At 39.9% G+C, this 15,963-nt stretch carries 14 protein-coding genes; 2 read left to right on the forward strand and 12 right to left on the reverse strand.

Annotated features, from left to right (window positions below):
* Window positions 1-149: 149 nt before the first annotated feature.
* From thiD to NSMS1_RS14390, 7 genes are all read right to left on the reverse strand, one after another.
* Entirely contained in the window at window positions 150-968 is an 819-nt protein-coding gene (thiD, locus tag NSMS1_RS14365) for a bifunctional hydroxymethylpyrimidine kinase/phosphomethylpyrimidine kinase (RefSeq protein WP_224094498.1), read from the reverse strand.
* 83 nt (window positions 969-1,051) lie between these two features.
* Window positions 1,052-2,656, reverse strand: a complete 1,605-nt coding sequence (locus NSMS1_RS14370) for a hypothetical protein (RefSeq protein ID WP_224094508.1) — start codon at window positions 2,654-2,656, stop codon at window positions 1,052-1,054.
* A 391-nt stretch (window positions 2,657-3,047) separates the two neighbouring features.
* Window positions 3,048-4,472, reverse strand: a complete 1,425-nt coding sequence (locus tag NSMS1_RS14375; RefSeq protein ID WP_224094510.1) for an aminoglycoside phosphotransferase family protein — start codon at window positions 4,470-4,472, stop codon at window positions 3,048-3,050.
* Window positions 4,473-4,579: 107 nt separating this feature from the next.
* Complete coding sequence (locus NSMS1_RS14380) at window positions 4,580-4,999, reverse strand: DUF1499 domain-containing protein (RefSeq protein WP_224094511.1); 420 nt, start codon at window positions 4,997-4,999, stop codon at window positions 4,580-4,582.
* Entirely contained in the window at window positions 4,989-5,117 is a 129-nt protein-coding gene (locus NSMS1_RS35100; protein WP_263432581.1) for a hypothetical protein, read from the reverse strand. Before NSMS1_RS35100 ends, NSMS1_RS14380 begins: the two co-directional genes overlap by 11 nt.
* Window positions 5,118-5,200: 83 nt before the next feature.
* Window positions 5,201-5,389, reverse strand: a complete 189-nt coding sequence (locus NSMS1_RS14385; protein WP_224094513.1) for a hypothetical protein — start codon at window positions 5,387-5,389, stop codon at window positions 5,201-5,203.
* A 6-nt stretch (window positions 5,390-5,395) separates the two neighbouring features.
* A complete protein-coding gene (locus tag NSMS1_RS14390) occupies window positions 5,396-6,472 on the reverse strand; it encodes a PIN/TRAM domain-containing protein (RefSeq protein WP_224094521.1) in 1,077 nt (358 codons plus the stop codon).
* Between the two features lie 251 nt (window positions 6,473-6,723).
* Between NSMS1_RS14390 and hemW the strand changes: the two genes are divergently transcribed.
* The gene (gene hemW, locus NSMS1_RS14395; RefSeq protein ID WP_224094530.1) at window positions 6,724-7,914 is read left to right on the forward strand and encodes a radical SAM family heme chaperone HemW; all 1,191 of its coding nucleotides are present in this window, start codon (window positions 6,724-6,726) and stop codon (window positions 7,912-7,914) included.
* A gap of 44 nt (window positions 7,915-7,958) precedes the next feature.
* On the opposite strand, the gene dndC is transcribed toward hemW, so the two are convergent.
* On the reverse strand, window positions 7,959-9,608 hold the full coding sequence (gene dndC / locus NSMS1_RS14400; RefSeq protein ID WP_224094533.1) for a DNA phosphorothioation system sulfurtransferase DndC: 1,650 nt from the start codon (window positions 9,606-9,608) through the stop codon (window positions 7,959-7,961).
* Window positions 9,609-9,762: 154 nt separating this feature from the next.
* Here dndC and NSMS1_RS14405 point away from each other — a divergent pair, with 154 nt between their 5' ends.
* On the forward strand, window positions 9,763-11,361 hold the full coding sequence (locus NSMS1_RS14405; RefSeq protein WP_224094536.1) for a DGQHR domain-containing protein: 1,599 nt from the start codon (window positions 9,763-9,765) through the stop codon (window positions 11,359-11,361).
* Here NSMS1_RS14405 and NSMS1_RS14410 read toward each other — a convergent pair whose 3' ends face one another.
* The 4 genes from NSMS1_RS14410 to NSMS1_RS14425 all read right to left on the reverse strand — a co-directional run bounded on the left by NSMS1_RS14410 (window position 11,362) and on the right by NSMS1_RS14425 (window position 15,556).
* On the reverse strand, window positions 11,362-12,303 hold the full coding sequence (locus NSMS1_RS14410; protein ID WP_224094538.1) for an HNH endonuclease: 942 nt from the start codon (window positions 12,301-12,303) through the stop codon (window positions 11,362-11,364).
* A gap of 12 nt (window positions 12,304-12,315) precedes the next feature.
* A complete protein-coding gene (locus NSMS1_RS14415) occupies window positions 12,316-12,786 on the reverse strand; it encodes a DNA phosphorothioation-associated protein 4 (RefSeq protein ID WP_224094540.1) in 471 nt (156 codons plus the stop codon).
* A gap of 110 nt (window positions 12,787-12,896) precedes the next feature.
* Window positions 12,897-14,789 (reverse strand): DUF3370 family protein, encoded by a 1,893-nt coding sequence (locus NSMS1_RS14420; protein WP_224094541.1) that lies wholly within the window; start codon window positions 14,787-14,789, stop codon window positions 12,897-12,899.
* Window positions 14,790-14,881: 92 nt separating this feature from the next.
* Entirely contained in the window at window positions 14,882-15,556 is a 675-nt protein-coding gene (locus NSMS1_RS14425; protein ID WP_224094543.1) for a cadmium resistance transporter, read from the reverse strand.
* Window positions 15,557-15,963: the final 407 nt, after the last annotated feature.

Below are 15,963 nucleotides of genomic sequence, written 5' to 3' on the forward strand. Positions count from 1 at the left end.
CTCGGAGTGCAAAGATATCTAAAATTACCTATTGGTCATTGGTCATTAGTCATTAGTCCACAGTCATTAGTCCATAGTCCATAGTCCATAGTTTTTCTCCTCTGCTCCTCATCCCCCTCATCCCCTCATCTCTCCCACTCCCCACTCCCCTACTTCAGCAGTTGGAAAAAATGCCCCACAGGGCCTTGTCCTTGACCGATATTGAGGGAGTAGGTTAAGGCGGTGGTGACGTATTGCTTGGCTTGTTTAACTGCTTGGCGTAAGTCTTGACCTTTGGCTAGATTAGAGGCGATCGCAGCTGATAAAGTACAGCCAGTACCATGAGTATTTTTGGTATCCACCTGCTGGGTTGTCAGGGTTTCTAAATTTTGTCCATCAAACCAAATATCAACACCACGGGCGTTTCCCTGCATTCCGCCACCTTTGACTAACACTGCCTTTACTTTTAAATTACGATGGATGAATTGGGCAGCCGCCCGCATATCATCTAAAGAGTTGATTGGGAAACCGCTTAAAATCTGGGCTTCATATTTATTGGGTGTAATAATAGCCGCTAAAGGAATCAATTGTTGGCGCAGAGTTTTCACCGCATCCTCATCAATTAATTGTGCGCCAGTCCGTGAAACCATTACCGGGTCAACGACTAAGTTTTCTATACCTAAAGCCTCTACCTGTTGGGCAACAGTGGCAATAATCTCTTGGTTGAGTAACATTCCTGTTTTTGCCGCTTGTACACCAATGTCTTCAACCACGGCTTGTATTTGGGCTGCAACTGCCTCTGGTGGCATTGCATCTACTCTGGCTACCCCTAGCGTATTCTGTGCCGTGACGCAGGTGATAGCACTAGTACCGTGGACACAATGAAAGGCAAAGGTGCGTAAATCAGCTTGAATACCTGCACCGCCACCACTATCTGAACCAGCTATGGTTAATGCAACAGGAACCCTGGATGTTGTTTCGGTATTCATAAAATCATGGGTGTAAAGATATAAGGATATAAGGGTGTAAGGAAAGAATTTAGACTCTACTTTTCCGCTATACCCATACACCCCTATTTTGCCAAAGGATTAGGTTGAGCATTCTGGGGTCTTTGTTGTGGTATTACTGTAAGATAAGGCTTGATTTTAGCATCATCTATCCAACCAGAGTAATATTTTATATCAGTAGATTTTGCCGATAGGTTGAGTAATTCTAAATCACCACGCATGGTATACCAATTAATCGGTGCATCTGGTCGTAGTTGACCTGAACCTATACCTCGCGGCCCCCCACCAGATAAATTTAGAGATACTTCATCTAAGCCACGTACAAAGCGGTTTCCGTTCCAATGCCATTCAAAACCCGGCCAATCAACAGAAGGCTTTCCTGGCGGTAAAGAACGGGGAAATTCATAATTACTCCTACCTTCCTCTAACTTTGCAGTGAAGCCTTGGGGATATCTAACTTCATAGCGTCCCTTTTGAGTTTGATAGTTAATGGGACTCCACCATAAAACCTCTACATTATCTTTGCCAGATAAAGATGCAGCTGGTGTTTTATTAGTGAGGGCGCTATAGATTGGTAATTTCTGGGGTAGTTTAGCCATTGCGGCAAATCGCCAACAATTCCAACTATCAGGATTATCAACAGTTTTCCACTTAATTTGACAAACACCGTTAGCGGTACTAACCCATAATTTATCGTTTTCTAATTTGAGTTTGTCGGGAATTGCGCCTACTATGGGGCTGTTATGTACGGTGTAAGCAGTTAAAGAACCTGTATTCGGATTTTGGGAATTGGGACGATAAGCCACCAGTCCCTTTGCGGGGATATAGAGATTTCCTTCACCACTAATATTAGTTCCCATCCAAAAAGTAGGATTATTAGTGTCGCCAGCGATCGCTAAATCAGTAATTTGGGTAAAGCCAAGTGCTTCTGGTTGAATCAGGCTAAATTTACCTGTTTTTGGGTCATAACTGACAATAGTAGCTATGCCGTTATTGCCTTCGCCTTGTTCAAAAGCTACTGACCACCAAATGCGGTCATTATTAACAAAGGCAGATGTTATTCGTGGAAATCCTAATTGAGTGCCTATGGCAGAATAGCCTGCTTTAACAGCAACATCTTGTAAATCTTTTAGGGTATATAAGGTTTTTTGTTGTGGGTTTTTAGCGTTGGGTGTGATTAATTCAAAAACAACCTTATCTTTATTTGGATCTGTTACATCAGGTCGGGAGATATTATTATTATCTCCAAGTGTGAATTGTGGTTGTCTCACAACTCGATATTGATAGGTTTTCCCTTGAAAATCAATTTTTTTTAACTTGGGATTTACTGTTTCCTGAGCAAATGCGGCATAACTGGTTGAAGGTTGTAACTCTTTGGGTAAAGTCCCTGTTTTTACTGTCCAACTATTATTAGCACGACAGAAAATAAAATCCTGTTTTAAAGTTTGAAATTTAACTGTATTAGCATTTGTGACAATATTCCGAATGTGGAAATCAAACCTGTCAAAGATGTCATTTTTATTTCGTACAGGTAAAGGTAAAACTTGAGATTGAGGACAGTTGGCACTTTGAGGATTGATACTATTTACTGCTTGAGAAGTGCTGGCAATATTGGAAGCACAAGCATTGATGAGTAAAATTACGCCAGAACCTAGAAGAATTTTTCGCATAAATCACCAGGCAATTTTATTTAATTGCTATTAATTAATCATTAAATATTAACTACGCGATCGCTAAACTATTTTTCTGATATTTTTAAAGTAATTTTGATAAAAATAAAGTTAATTAAACTCTGTAAATTTTCAATTATCTACCTATACAAGTAAGCTGGCGACATAGACGATGTTCACAAAACTTCTTCAGAGTAACAGCTATCGTCTAGTGATACTTTTTGCTTACACATTATTACTAGTCGTGAATATGACGTTGTAGGTTCCCGCAACTTGGACTTGGGATCGAACATCATCGATACATCCCAGCTATTCTACCTATAGTTACATAATCGAATGAGCGATCGCTCAACTTGAAAACCAAGCACCAAAAATTATTAATTACGAATTACTATAATTGAGTCGTCGCAGAAATAACCTCTCGCAGAAAACGAGGCAAAGCATTACTCAACTCTTGTTTTGCCCTTGGTTCTAAACAAGCGACAATATACTTATATGAAACTGCATGATGTAAGGCACACAAAGGTTTGGCTAACTTCCAAGCTTCTAGTAAACGCGACATTGGTTCATAATCAGTCCATTGCGCTAGATATTCTTTTTGTAAATCTTTGATTTTTGATGTAAAAGGTTTGTTTTTCCTAGAGAAAAATAACTCAAACATATCAAAAAAAGGATGAGAAATACAGCAATCAGTCCAATCAAAAAATAGGTAATTATCTTGATAAAAGGCAACATTACCTAAATGCAAATCACCGTGAACTAATGTCTGTGGTATTTGATAGCTTGCAAGTTGACAGCATAACTTTTTTAAATGGGGAGCTAAATTTTTTAGCTGTTTTATTTCCTCCGCCTGCAATTGAGATAAAGCAATTTCATCATTAAACAAAACATCGATTTGAGTTGCTAACCAATCCAAACGTCGGTCTAAACAACCTACACTTAATAATTTATCTATATATTGAACTGATTTAATTTGTACTTGAGCAAATACACGATAAATGTCTTTTTGCACTTTGATAGGTGCATTCCTGCCAACAGGTTGTCCAAAATCAGCTAATAACATCCAATGACGTTGATTATCAATGCTAAGAACGTTAGGAACATTTACAGGAAACAGATTAGCTAGTTCTACGGTTACTAATGGTTCATTACAAAAAAGAGGTAATGTAGAAGCTTCCTTTAAATAAATCTTGCCTCTACTTGTGTTAACTCTTAATACACAAGAAATTCCCCAACTTTTTATACATTCTACTGGAGAAATCCGTTGATAGTTTAACTCTAATAATTTTTCATCAATCCATTGAGTTGCTGCTTGTAACCACCCTTCTCTAGCCCAAGGTGGACGCAATTCTGGAATATCACCACTCTCAATTTCTGTTAAATATCTTTCAATAACCGATTTATGTTCAGGGAATTTTAGGGATAAAGTTCTCAAAATTTGCGAATCAATCCAATCACCTTGTTGAGATTCAGCACTACCCTTATCCGACACATATATACATTCAACTTGATGCTTTGATTCATCATAATCAAGTCTGGCATAATATAGAATGTTGACCGAAAATCCCAGTTTTGGCTCTATTTGAGATTCAATCCCTATTAAATCCTCAAAATCTATACATTCATCAACATGAACATGAGGTAGGAAATAACTACCATCTTCAGACAACATCAAAATCTTAGCTTCAGTGGGATGAGGTCGAATTATATAAATATCAGATTTCCATTTAGGTGGGAAAAATTTAGTAAGTGCTTGATTAAGAAATAATGATATAGATTGCACAAGAGAAGTCTTGATATTGCCTATTTGGAGCATTTCAAATTTACCCAATAGAACATTATAGAAACTTTTGCTGCTTGTATTTATAGGGTAGGCATCTTGCTTACCCTACAAGAGTAATTCCTCGATTCAGCTATGCCAAATTAAATATGCAAATCTTTTAAAGCTAGACGAATTTGTTCCATACGCCTGCGGTTAACACCAAGGTCTGATTCACCGATGCGAGATGCTGATCGCAGATGAATAACTGACTCATCAGCAGGTAAGTAAAATTCTACATCATCAGTAAACTTAAATATCCGGCTTTTAGAAAGAGCGTGGATATAACTATCAGTCTGTTCGACAACCTCTGTACGGGGAACAACGCTGAGAACTTTAAGTAGGATTTCTCGCGCCTTGTCACGACTGACACTATAAGGGATGGGATCAATGGCGTGTTTGGGATCAGCATTTTGACTAACAACACAATTTGGGGAAACTGGACAAGCACTTAAATGACCATTATTAACTCCCAACCCAGAAGCAGCCAAAGTAGGCGCAGCTAATATTAAACTACTTGTCATGAAGAATATGGTTAGAACAATACTCAATAAAAATTGTTGTGCGATGGGCGAAGCCCCACCGTAGGTGATCGCTTTCAGCAGACGGAACATAGTAAATACGCTTCTTAGGATAGGTCATTAGTCATTAGTCCATAGTCAACAGTCCATAGTCAACAGTAATTAGTTTTCTCTCCCTCATCTCCCTCATCTCCCCCCTCTCCCTCATCTCCGCTTCTTCCTCTCCTTCCAAGTACCACCGTAAACATAAAAGGGGTTATTCTCACTCACTCCTACCCAACATTGAGGACAGACAAAAATCCAATCACCGTTTTCCTCAAATTTCACCCGATACAAAATCGGTGCAGTTTGACTGCACCGATCGCACATTTTAACTCTATTCGTACCAGACATTCTCCCTCACGCCAATGCTGAAGCCTGGGGTTTGGCGAATATCATTCGTCCGGCTGAGGTTTGCAAGGCACTAGTAACTACTACTCGCAATTCCCCGCCTACATAACTGCTACCTTCCTCAACGACAACCATAGTGCCATCGTCTAAGTAGCCTATTCCTTGACTGGGTTCTTTACCTTCCTTAAGAATTTTTAAGTCGAGGTTGTCCCCTGGTAAATAGCTAGGACGGACTGCATTTACTAAGTCATTGACATTCAACACCGGCACTTTCTGCACACTGGCAACTTTTGATAAGTTGTAGTCATTGGTGAGGAGTGTGGCGTTAATTTCTTGGGCAAACCGGACTAATTTAGCATCGACTGTAGAAATATCTTCGTAGTCTGATGGATTAATTAAAATACGGTCTGGGTAAGCTTCTTTAATGCGGTTGAGGATTTCTAATCCCCGTCTTCCCCTCACCCGTTTTTGGTCTTTGCTGGCATCAGCTACTTGTTGTAGTTCTAGTAAGACAAATTGAGGGACGATAATTGGCCCTTCCAGAAATCCAGTTTCTAACAGCGCCTCAATACGACCATCGATAATACAACTAGTGTCTAAAACTTTGGTGTTGGCGGGTTTGAGAGTCCCTTCCGCGACCATTGTTTCCACTGTGTTGGGGTTAATGAATCGCAATAAGCCGCGTCCGTGGGTGTCGGCTAAATTCATCCCTGTGACAGAAAGAATAATACTACCAACTACTGCCACCAATGGTTTAATAAAACTAAAGTCGGTGGGGATCGGTAGCAAAAATAGAGGTGCTAACATTAAATTTGCTAGCAATAATCCGATCACTAAGCCGATCGCACGGGTTAGAATTACTTCCAGAGGCAGTTCTCGAATTTGAGCTTCTAAACGACGGTATGTCGTTTGAAAACTTAACCCAACAGCGCCACCAATGATGGCAGCAAAGACAGCAACAGTTAAGCGTAATGCTTCTAGGTTCGTGACCCGATCTAACGTACCATTGGGTAGTAGTTCGGTGCTGTAGTACCCTATTCCTGCTGCTGCCAGGATAAATGAGAAAATAATAATGGCATCAAGCATGATCTTGGTGTGTTCCTGCGACTGTTTTACCTGATAAAGTCAAGTATGTTTAATTCCATCGGTAAGAGAGACTAATTATATTGACTTAGACTAGGATTTTATGCAGGCAATATCTGCAAACATTATAACCAAAGTGATTAACCTCCAGTTTTGTCATACTTACGTCATAAAACGATAGAAACCTGTAAATAAAGTATTTATTTTCATTATTTCTAATTTTGGGTTAATAAAGTTTATTCTTGTTCATAAATATGCAAAAAGTTAACGTTTCTAGCCTTGCTAGTTCTGCTTATGTACACATTCCCTTTTGCAGACGGCGATGCTTTTATTGTGATTTCCCAATATATGTTGTGGGCGATCGCCAGCGTGGAGAAACATCTGTTACCATTTCTAAGTATGTAGACATCCTTTGTCAAGAAATTGACATTACACCCATCTCTGGGCAACCCCTCAAGACCGTGTTTTTTGGCGGTGGTACGCCTTCGCTATTATCAGCAGAACAGTTACAAAAGATACTTGAAACCCTAGATAGGCGGTTTGGGATTACGTCTGGTGCAGAAATTTCTATGGAAGTAGATCCAGGTACATTCGATCTAGCACATATCAGAGGTTATAGTAGCGTTGGTGTGAACCGCATCAGCTTGGGTGTACAAGCGTTTCAAGAAGAATTGTTGAAAGCAGCAGGGCGATCGCACTCAGTCACAGATATTTTTGCAGCTGTAGACTTAATTCACCAAGTTGAGATTCCCGAATTTAGCATAGACTTAATTTCCGGTTTGCCGCATCAGTCTTTGGATCAATGGCAAAATTCCCTAAACACAGCCGTTAAAATTGCACCTACCCACATATCAATATATGATTTGACAATTGAGCCTGGGACAGCTTTTGGTCGTTACTACAAACCAGGGGATCAACCCTTACCTACCGATGAAACCACTGTCAAAATGTATCAGATGGGGCAGCAAGTTTTAACTACTGCTGGTTATGAACATTACGAAATTTCCAACTACGCCAAGCCAGGACATCAATGTCAACATAACCGCGTCTATTGGCAAAATCGCCCTTATTACGGCTTTGGTATGGGTGCAGCGAGTTATATAGAAGGAAAACGCTTTACCCGTCCGCGTAAGACTCAAGAATATTACCAATGGGTGCAAGAATTAATTACTAATGATGGTGTGATTGATTGGGAAGTTACGCCAAAAGAAGATGTATTGTTAGAAACATTAATGTTGGGGTTACGCTTGGCTGAAGGTTTAAGGTTAGCCTCGCTTACTGAGGAGTTTGGTGAGGAAAAAATACAAGAAATTCACCAGTGTTTGCAACCTTATTTTCAGCAAGGCTTAGTGCAAATTGTGGATGGAAGGTTGCAGTTAAATGATCCCGAAGGTTTTTTAGTTTCCAATGTAGTGTTAGCAGATTTGTTTAGTAAGTTGGGGTAGTATCTTAATTACGAATTACGAATTAGTAACAATGATGAACCTGCTTAAGCTTTTGTTCCTTTATTCTTAAATTTTTTATTTGCCCAAGCTTTAGCCTTAGTATCAGATTTGGTTGTGTCAGTTTGTGTATCGGGTGCGATCGCTTCCGTACTAGGTGCGGTAAAATCTGCTAGAGTTAACTGCTTGACTTTGGCAACATCACCTTTTTCAACTGCTTCTTTCAAATCTCGCTTCAAGTGGGCATTTCTTACCGCTTCATCTTTAGAACGCGAACTGGTAGCAAAGCATTTCTCTAATGTGTCGTAGATTCCCACACGACGAGACATTTTGCGAAATTGACGTTCTGTATCCAAAAGTTTCGCCATCAATTCTAAGTGCATCTCATCGCCAGCACAAATTTCTTCTAACACAGACCATTCATCGCTACCTAATAGGCTCAGTCCAGCACCCGGACGCGGGTCTTTAAATTCTTCGCCTGTTACTTCTTGATAAATGCGCGGTAGGCTATCATCAAATTCGTGTTTTTCTTCTAGCCAAATACGGCGAATTTCACTCAATTCTTCTATTGAGATGAGAGAAATATTCCGCATATTTTCTGGTGCTGTGCGGCGAATTTTGGTTTGTGCTTCTAATAAACGTCTTAACAAATGTTCGCGCCAAGATTTAACGTAAGGGCCTGGTATTGGTTCAATAGAAATTTCTCCATCTAAGTTACGCTCAAATAGTTGAACTTCTCCCCAAATGCGGCGAAAGTCTCTTTTTTCTCGGTCTTTATCAATGTTTAAGTCCTCCAAGCGAATATCAATTAGCGGCTGTAACCATTCTTTTTCCTCATCATTTTGGATCATTGCCTGCATCGACCTATCACTATTAACCAGAGTGCAGACCCAGCAGCCAAAACGAGAGCTACCACAACTAGGGGTAGAAGTATCAACAACTAGGGGACATTCGTTATCTGCTGTTGCACCCCGATACATAGCAAATAAATCTTTGTTGCTATATTCCCAAGGATTTTCCCATTGCATCAAATATAACCATACTTCATCAGTACGCCAATCTTCTATGGGAGTGTAAAGCAATGAGTTTATAAGGCTGGGATGAGGGCTAAGGCGATCGCGTACTCTCCCAACTTCACGTTTTAACATGATAGCGGCACGATTCGTACTTTCAGTTTTACGTGTTCCTAAAACAACAATTGTTTCCCCGCTTGCTCTAATAACATTACGGATAAACAGGTTAGACGGTTCAATTTTCAATCTTCCAGTACACCAACGGAATCTATGGCGGGGTGCAGGGTAGCCTTTACCAATTAAACCCACCCAGTATGTTTGTTTAACTTCGGGTTGTAATAAATGCGGTTCTATTGGCATTTGTTGTTCTTGAGCCGCTATTCTCATTTGTTCTAAAGAGTTACGTACCCAAGTCGCAACATAAGGATTTTCTACGCCTGTATCAGTTGTAATTACATAAATGGACTTCTTCCGCTTTTCTAGAGGAAGTCCCGATATTGCATTCCAAATCAGCTGTAAAGTCGCTGTGCTGTCCTTGCCCCCCGAATAGCCAACAACCCAAGGTATCGCATCTAAACAATACAATTCTTGAATTTCCTTGGTAAGAACTTGGATGTACTCCACTAACTCTGCTACAGTACGTGTCTGCTGACCTTTATTATCTGGTTGTTGTGCTTCAGTCATTGCTTCCTACCTGTGGACATTTGGGCTTTACCGCTTTTTTAACCTAGCCTATGGAATGCGCGGGTTCCCAAAAAGTTTTTAAAAACTGATTAACTAGTATCTAACTTTTTGGATAATATAGCCACATTACAAGAGTAAGTTTTTAAAAATTAATATGAGTGATATTACATCTGACCTAACTGCTGACTTAGCTAAAGAGTATCTAGAAAGAGAAAATAAGGAAAAACAAGTACTAGCTTTACTTTTAGATAATTTTTTACAAAAAAAAGACCAAATTCTCGTCCAAAAAACGGAAATGGGGGGTATTGAGGCTTATGTAGGGTCTGTAACTCTAGAATGGTTTGCGGGTAGGGTTCACTTCGCCTCTGGTTTACCTCTGCTACAAAAAAAGTACAACCCAGATACAGATAATATCGAAATTGACGCAGACAGTATTGACGAAATTCAACAACGTCCTTTGGACTGGTCACGGCAAGCACCGTTAGTTCAGTATTTAGCAGCCAGAAAAAATCATAAATTTCCCCCAGTCTTAGTAGTAATAAATCAGCCTTGGGTGGATAACATCAAAGCTGCTGAATGGGACACACAAGGACGCGCTAAAACTTCTACAACTGATTTTACTCCCTTGGATAAAGATGGGAAGGTAGGCTTGCTTAATGTTTCTGAGGAGAATGTGACCATTTATGCACTTGATGGTCAACACCGCCTCATGGGAGTTCAAGGTTTAATAGAGTTAATTAAAACTGGTAAACTCCAGCGATATAGAAAGGATAAAACGGCTGATGATAGTTTTATCACAGTTTCAGATTTGCTAGAACAGTATCAGGTAGACCCTGCTTACTTACAAAGCTTACCTAAAGAAAAAATAGGCATTGAATTTATTTGTGCTGTGAATGCTGGGGAAACTCGCACTGAAGCAAGGCGACGGGTACGGTCAGTTTTTGTGCATGTTAATTTAATGGCTGCACCCTTAACTAAAGGTCAGTTAGCACAATTAAATGAAGATGATGGTTTTGCAATTGTGGCGCGAAAAGTTGCAGTGAGTCACCCACTTTTGGAACAAAAACCAAACCGTAACCCCCGCGTTAATTGGAATAGTGCAACAGTAGCCACAAATTCTACAGTTTTGACAACTTTGCAAGCGTTGCAAGATATGTCAGAAAGATACTTAGGTTATAAGTTTCCTCATTGGAAACCTTTTGAGAAAGGCTTAATTCCCATGCGTCCAGAAAATGAGGAAATTGAACAGGGAATTGCTGAGTTCACCAAACTTTTTGATAATTTGGCAAACTTACCTAGTTATAAGATTTTGGAACATGAAGATACGCCAGTTTTGAGAAGATTTAGTTTTGAAAAGGGTAGCGGTGAAGCAAATATACTTTTCCGTCCTGTAGCGCAGGTTGCTTTGGCACAAGCTTTAGGATTTTTAGTTTTTAAGAAGGGTGTTTCTTTAGCCAGTATTTTTAAGAAACTAAAAAAGTTTGACCAACAAGGTGGGTTTACTGGTATGGAATACCCTCAATCTCTTTGGTATGGGGTATTGTATGACCCTAATAAAAAGCGAGTCCAGGTTTCAGGAAAGGAATTAGCTGCAAAATTATTAATTTATATTTTAGGTGGAATTGAAGATTCAATGGAACGTGCTGAACTACGTAAGGCTGTGGCTAATGCTAGAACTGTGGAAAATAAAACCATTGGTTTTGATGGTGAGTTTGTTGAACTAAAAGAAGTTGGACTTCCACCTGTTTTGTAATTAGCCTTGAAATATATTTTGGCGATGCCATTGCAATGCTTCTAGTTCCGGGAAGTATTGTTCTTTATTTGGTAACAGTAGTTTTTCGCCATGAAAATCTTTCATTGGTTTAGTATGGGGAGTTATTTCTTCTAATTCCCTACTAACAATAATTTTATATTGCTCATCAGCAGTAAACCAACCACGGTCAAAAGCCCAGTGGTGATTTTTGCAAAGTGCAATACCATTATGTATTCTACTGTCATAGAATTGGGCAAATGGTTTGATGTGTGCGCCATCTACAATATTTTGGTTAACGGCTTTAGTTACTCTAATGCCGCAAAAAGAACATTGATAGTCATACATATGAACAATAGTTTTTCTGAAAAAAGCATTTCTAATTAATGATTTTCTTACACCCCATTTTGGCTTACTATCAAAGTTTCTTAACGAGTCTAATCTTTCTGCTTCTATATCATTTTCTCCAAAAGATTGATTGATTTGTAAAATATCTTCAATTTCTTCTATTTGTTCCTGGAAAAAAGTTGTGACCAGTGAGTCAACTAATTCTTGTTTTGAATATTCGTCTTGAAAAAAGTTGAATAGCTCATCATCTAGATAAGCATAAGCAACAGCCTCTTTCAGCTTGTTAGTTGTTTTTGGTTGTAGTCCCTTAAATTCTGGCTTAAAAATTAAGTACCAAAACCCATCACTTTGTAGATGGAAAAAAGGATAGTGTAAACCGCCTTTATACGATTTAGATCCTAAAATATTCCAGTATTGCTCAAATGTTTGAATTAATTCGTCGGAAATAGGAATTTGATTTTCAGTAATAATTCCTCTTGTAATCAAATCAATCACAGTTAAAACCAATATTGGTTTATATTGAGCATTACCACGCTTGCGGCTGCTACTTACGTTTAACTGAGCAAATAGTTGGCAATAATAACCTAGATTTTTCATATTTAATTTAAACTAATTTTTAAATCTACTTAAATCAAATTCTCCCTCTAAAGTTTCCTTATTATCTTTTTCAGAAATTAAAAATAATAAAATACGTTCTGAATATTCAACCGAACCACGTAATTCAGTTGCTAAAATTTCTAATCCGCCATTTGCATACTCTTCAAATACTTGAGTACGTTTATCTTCATATTCTTCTTCCTTAGAAGAAATTATTTCTATATCTTGTGTTTCATTAAGAGCTAGTAACTTAATAATTAAGTCATGTCCTAATGATGTAAATATCTCTTGAGGAATTGGCGAAGGTTCTCGTTTAGCTGTTTCACCTAGAGGGACTCGCTTTTTATATTTAACTCCTAATGCGGCTGCGAAAACCATTACTTCTGCATAAGTCTGAAAAGGCCCTGTTGTGTCCTTTGATGCTACTAGCGATTTCACTAACTCAGCCTTATCTTTAGCAACCCTGATTCTGTTTGCAGCCATGTCTTAAATATCTACTTTGTCACTATTGTAACAGAAGCGTACAAGTATAGGCAATTTTATACTAAGTGCAAGAGCGATCGCCTCCACTTCGCCATCTCTGTGTTAAACAATCACCCCTCAGTTCTCACCGTCAAAACCTGCGGCGGTGTAGAATCGGGGGGATACAAAAAGTCTACCCGAACCAGTCGCTTATCTCCTCCAGCCATCTTCAACCGTACCAAAGCTTCCCCTGTTTGTCCGCGTCGCTGTACCAAATGCAGATAGCGGGTTTGTTCTACCCCATTATCATCGGTGTAACGTACCCTCACCGTACCCCGAAAGAAAACCTGTTCAACTTGGGGGTTTAAAAATAGCAGCCTATCACTACCACCCTCATCTTTTAATGGTGTTTGTATTGATACTGTTACAGTCCGAGCTTGATTACTAGGGTTGTGTAGCGGTAAAGTTAGGTTGTATTCTACACCGTAGTTACTGTGGGCAAAGTACGCTGTATCAGGGTAGCGTTTTAACATTGGCGCACTTTGAATTTGTCCAGTGCTGAGGGTAATTAAATGCACAGTTCCCAAGGGGTAGGAAAATGCTTTTCCTTGTTGGGGTATAGTCAACTGTGAGACATTGGAATTATCTGTTATGTTCGCTTCCCATTGCGTACCTTGGGAAACACCAGCCACACGACTAAACACAGTTGGTTCTCTGGGAGGGTCGAGGGGTGTGGGTATAGGGTCGCGTTTTCCTGCTAAACTACTTGTATCTAGGAGCGTTTGCCACTCGTTGATGGTGGGAGGAAGATCGCTATTCTTTGCTAAGTTTGCCATATAAATGGGGCGATCGCTCACTAATCGCATCATTGTTGTGCGACCATTAGCAGATGGGATGGGTAAGTTTGCTAATATTTGCGTTTTTCCTGGTTCTATCACCAACTTATCGGGGAAATTTCCTTGTCTCACCCCCCGTAACACATCATTCATAGTTCTGTTACCAGGGCCAGAATAGACTGTGCTTAAAGCATTATCCGCCACATCGGGCAAATCAATAAATGGTGCTTCCCTGGTTAAATAACTAGCAGCGTGTAATACTTGCAATGTGACTGGTTCATTGCCTGGGTTGTGAACAATTAAGCCTTGGTATAGGGTACGCGGTGCATCTCCCCTAACAATATGATGGGCAAAGACATCAAACCTGCCTTGGAAGGCATAGTTTAAATGTGCTTCCCTTACCTGTTTACCATCAGGAGGAAAGGTGGAAAGTAAAATACCTTCGCTTGTTACCAGTTCGGGACTGTTGCTGTTAAAGGTGGGTATGGTGTCGAGTTTTCCCGGTAGGGGACGCACTTGTTGAGGACGAACTTCTACACCTGCAATATATTCTGGGGGAACAGTGTAGATATTCAACGCCCGACACATCAAAGCTGCAACTTCGCCTCTGGTGACACTTTGCAGAGGCTTGAGTTGTTTGACGTTGGGATAGTTCACCACAATACTATTGATAGTGGCAGATGCTATACCATTCTGGGCATAGTTAGGGATTTGTTGAGCATCTGTAAAGTATCGTTGTAATATCTGCGCTGGGTTTGGTTGTGGACTATAATTTTTTGCACCAGCCACAACACCGATAATTTGCACTCTAGGAATTGGTTGGTTGGGTTGAAATTCTCCCCCCGGATAACCAGAAAAGAATCCTTTTTGATAAGCTGTAGAAATTGCTTTAGCTGCCCAATAATTGGCAGGTACATCCTTAAACTTGGTATGACTACGTTTAACTGCTGCGTCAGGGAAGGCATTAAGCATGAGGACGGCAGCTTCCGCCCGTGTTACTGTAGCGCTGGGGCGAAAAGTGCCGTCAGGATAACCTGTGATGAGTTTACGCTCCCCCAGTTGTTGGATGCAAGCCCTAGCCCAGTGATTTTGTGTATCTGCGGCGGCGGAGTTTGATAGAGTGAGAATAAAGGCGATGGTGTTTAGCCCAGCGTAGGCGATCGCTACTACAAATTTACTCTTGTTCATTTAGTATAGTTAATTACATAAACACTGTTTACTATATAACTTTCATCGCTTGTGAAACAGGTTATGCAATTAACTCCAGTCTCCTTGAAGAACTAGCGGGAGAACATAGCCAGCGCGGGGAGGAGTTGATAAGATTCACTTTTAATTAAGATAGAGCATCCTAAGTAGATTAATACAAAGGGGAAGACTTTCCGCGCATGACGAGTCAAAATAGGAGCCATGAGAGGATTACGTACCATGTAATAAGACAGGAAGCACCATGTGCCAACTGTACAATAGCAGACAGATATAATTACAGCTAAAGAGGGAAAATTACTGCTGGCAAATAAAGGAACGTAGATACCAATATTGTTACCACCGTTAGCGATAGTTACCGCAGAAACACGGTAAGTTTGGCGATCGCGCAGAGTTGCTAGTAGAGATTTTTTGCGTCGTCCAGATGTAGGGGAAGCGTGGAAATCAATTGATACATCCTGTACATTATCTTCTTGCTGCTCTCTCCTCAATAGGTGATTAATACCGATGGCGATAGGTAAAAAACCTAACAACCCAATCCAAGATGCTGGAAGTATTAAGCCACCAAAGAAACCAGGAAGACTAGCCAGGACTAAGACTGTAAACCCTAAAAACTCGCCAAGAACAACATTTTGGGGGCGAAAGGTGCGATTAACTTTGCCAAAGAAAGCTGTCAGATATAAGTTATCGTCAAAGGTAGTGGCAAAAGCAACGGAGATTCCAAGAAGAATTGTAGTGATGAGCCAAGTCATGGTCTTTGCTTAAGGTAAAAATGCCCCATTGTTGGGAGGATTATGTGTCATATCCATCAATGGATGGATGTGTTGGTTGAGCAAGTAAGGTACCTTAGCCGCGCTTGAATTAAATATTAAGACTGATGGCTCGATAAAATCAAATCTTCTTTTTTTTCAAAACGATAAATAGAATTTATTATTATCAGTTGCTGTCATTACGCCGTCTATAAATACTGTCAGGACTTACGCACCAAGTATTTTGTTGAGATAGGGTGTAAGGGTTTTGAACAACTACACCCCTATACCCCTATAAGCTAAAAAACATTTAGTTTGCATATTGAAATAACATCATACTCTTGTGGGGTGGGCATCTTGCCCGCCCTAGTTATGCAAGTTAAATGTGGAACAGCTTACCCTTACCAAAA

Source organism: Nostoc sp. MS1, from assembly GCF_019976755.1.
Lineage (GTDB): Bacteria > Cyanobacteriota > Cyanobacteriia > Cyanobacteriales > Nostocaceae > Trichormus.

What these genes read in the sequence shown, in the direction of transcription:
- thiD (WP_224094498.1), bottom strand. Translation starts at nt 968, where the DNA reads ATGAATACCGAAACAACATCCAGGGTTCCTGTTGCATTAACCATAGCT.
- NSMS1_RS14370 (WP_224094508.1), bottom strand. Translation starts at nt 2,656, where the DNA reads ATGCGAAAAATTCTTCTAGGTTCTGGCGTAATTTTACTCATCAATGCT.
- NSMS1_RS14375 (WP_224094510.1), bottom strand. Translation starts at nt 4,472, where the DNA reads ATGCTCCAAATAGGCAATATCAAGACTTCTCTTGTGCAATCTATATCA.
- NSMS1_RS14380 (WP_224094511.1), bottom strand. Translation starts at nt 4,999, where the DNA reads ATGACAAGTAGTTTAATATTAGCTGCGCCTACTTTGGCTGCTTCTGGG.
- NSMS1_RS35100 (WP_263432581.1), bottom strand. Translation starts at nt 5,117, where the DNA reads ATGACCTATCCTAAGAAGCGTATTTACTATGTTCCGTCTGCTGAAAGC.
- NSMS1_RS14385 (WP_224094513.1), bottom strand. Translation starts at nt 5,389, where the DNA reads ATGTCTGGTACGAATAGAGTTAAAATGTGCGATCGGTGCAGTCAAACT.
- NSMS1_RS14390 (WP_224094521.1), bottom strand. Translation starts at nt 6,472, where the DNA reads ATGCTTGATGCCATTATTATTTTCTCATTTATCCTGGCAGCAGCAGGA.
- hemW (WP_224094530.1), top strand. Translation starts at nt 6,724, where the DNA reads ATGCAAAAAGTTAACGTTTCTAGCCTTGCTAGTTCTGCTTATGTACAC.
- dndC (WP_224094533.1), bottom strand. Translation starts at nt 9,608, where the DNA reads ATGACTGAAGCACAACAACCAGATAATAAAGGTCAGCAGACACGTACT.
- NSMS1_RS14405 (WP_224094536.1), top strand. Translation starts at nt 9,763, where the DNA reads ATGAGTGATATTACATCTGACCTAACTGCTGACTTAGCTAAAGAGTAT.
- NSMS1_RS14410 (WP_224094538.1), bottom strand. Translation starts at nt 12,303, where the DNA reads ATGAAAAATCTAGGTTATTATTGCCAACTATTTGCTCAGTTAAACGTA.
- NSMS1_RS14415 (WP_224094540.1), bottom strand. Translation starts at nt 12,786, where the DNA reads ATGGCTGCAAACAGAATCAGGGTTGCTAAAGATAAGGCTGAGTTAGTG.
- NSMS1_RS14420 (WP_224094541.1), bottom strand. Translation starts at nt 14,789, where the DNA reads ATGAACAAGAGTAAATTTGTAGTAGCGATCGCCTACGCTGGGCTAAAC.
- NSMS1_RS14425 (WP_224094543.1), bottom strand. Translation starts at nt 15,556, where the DNA reads ATGACTTGGCTCATCACTACAATTCTTCTTGGAATCTCCGTTGCTTTT.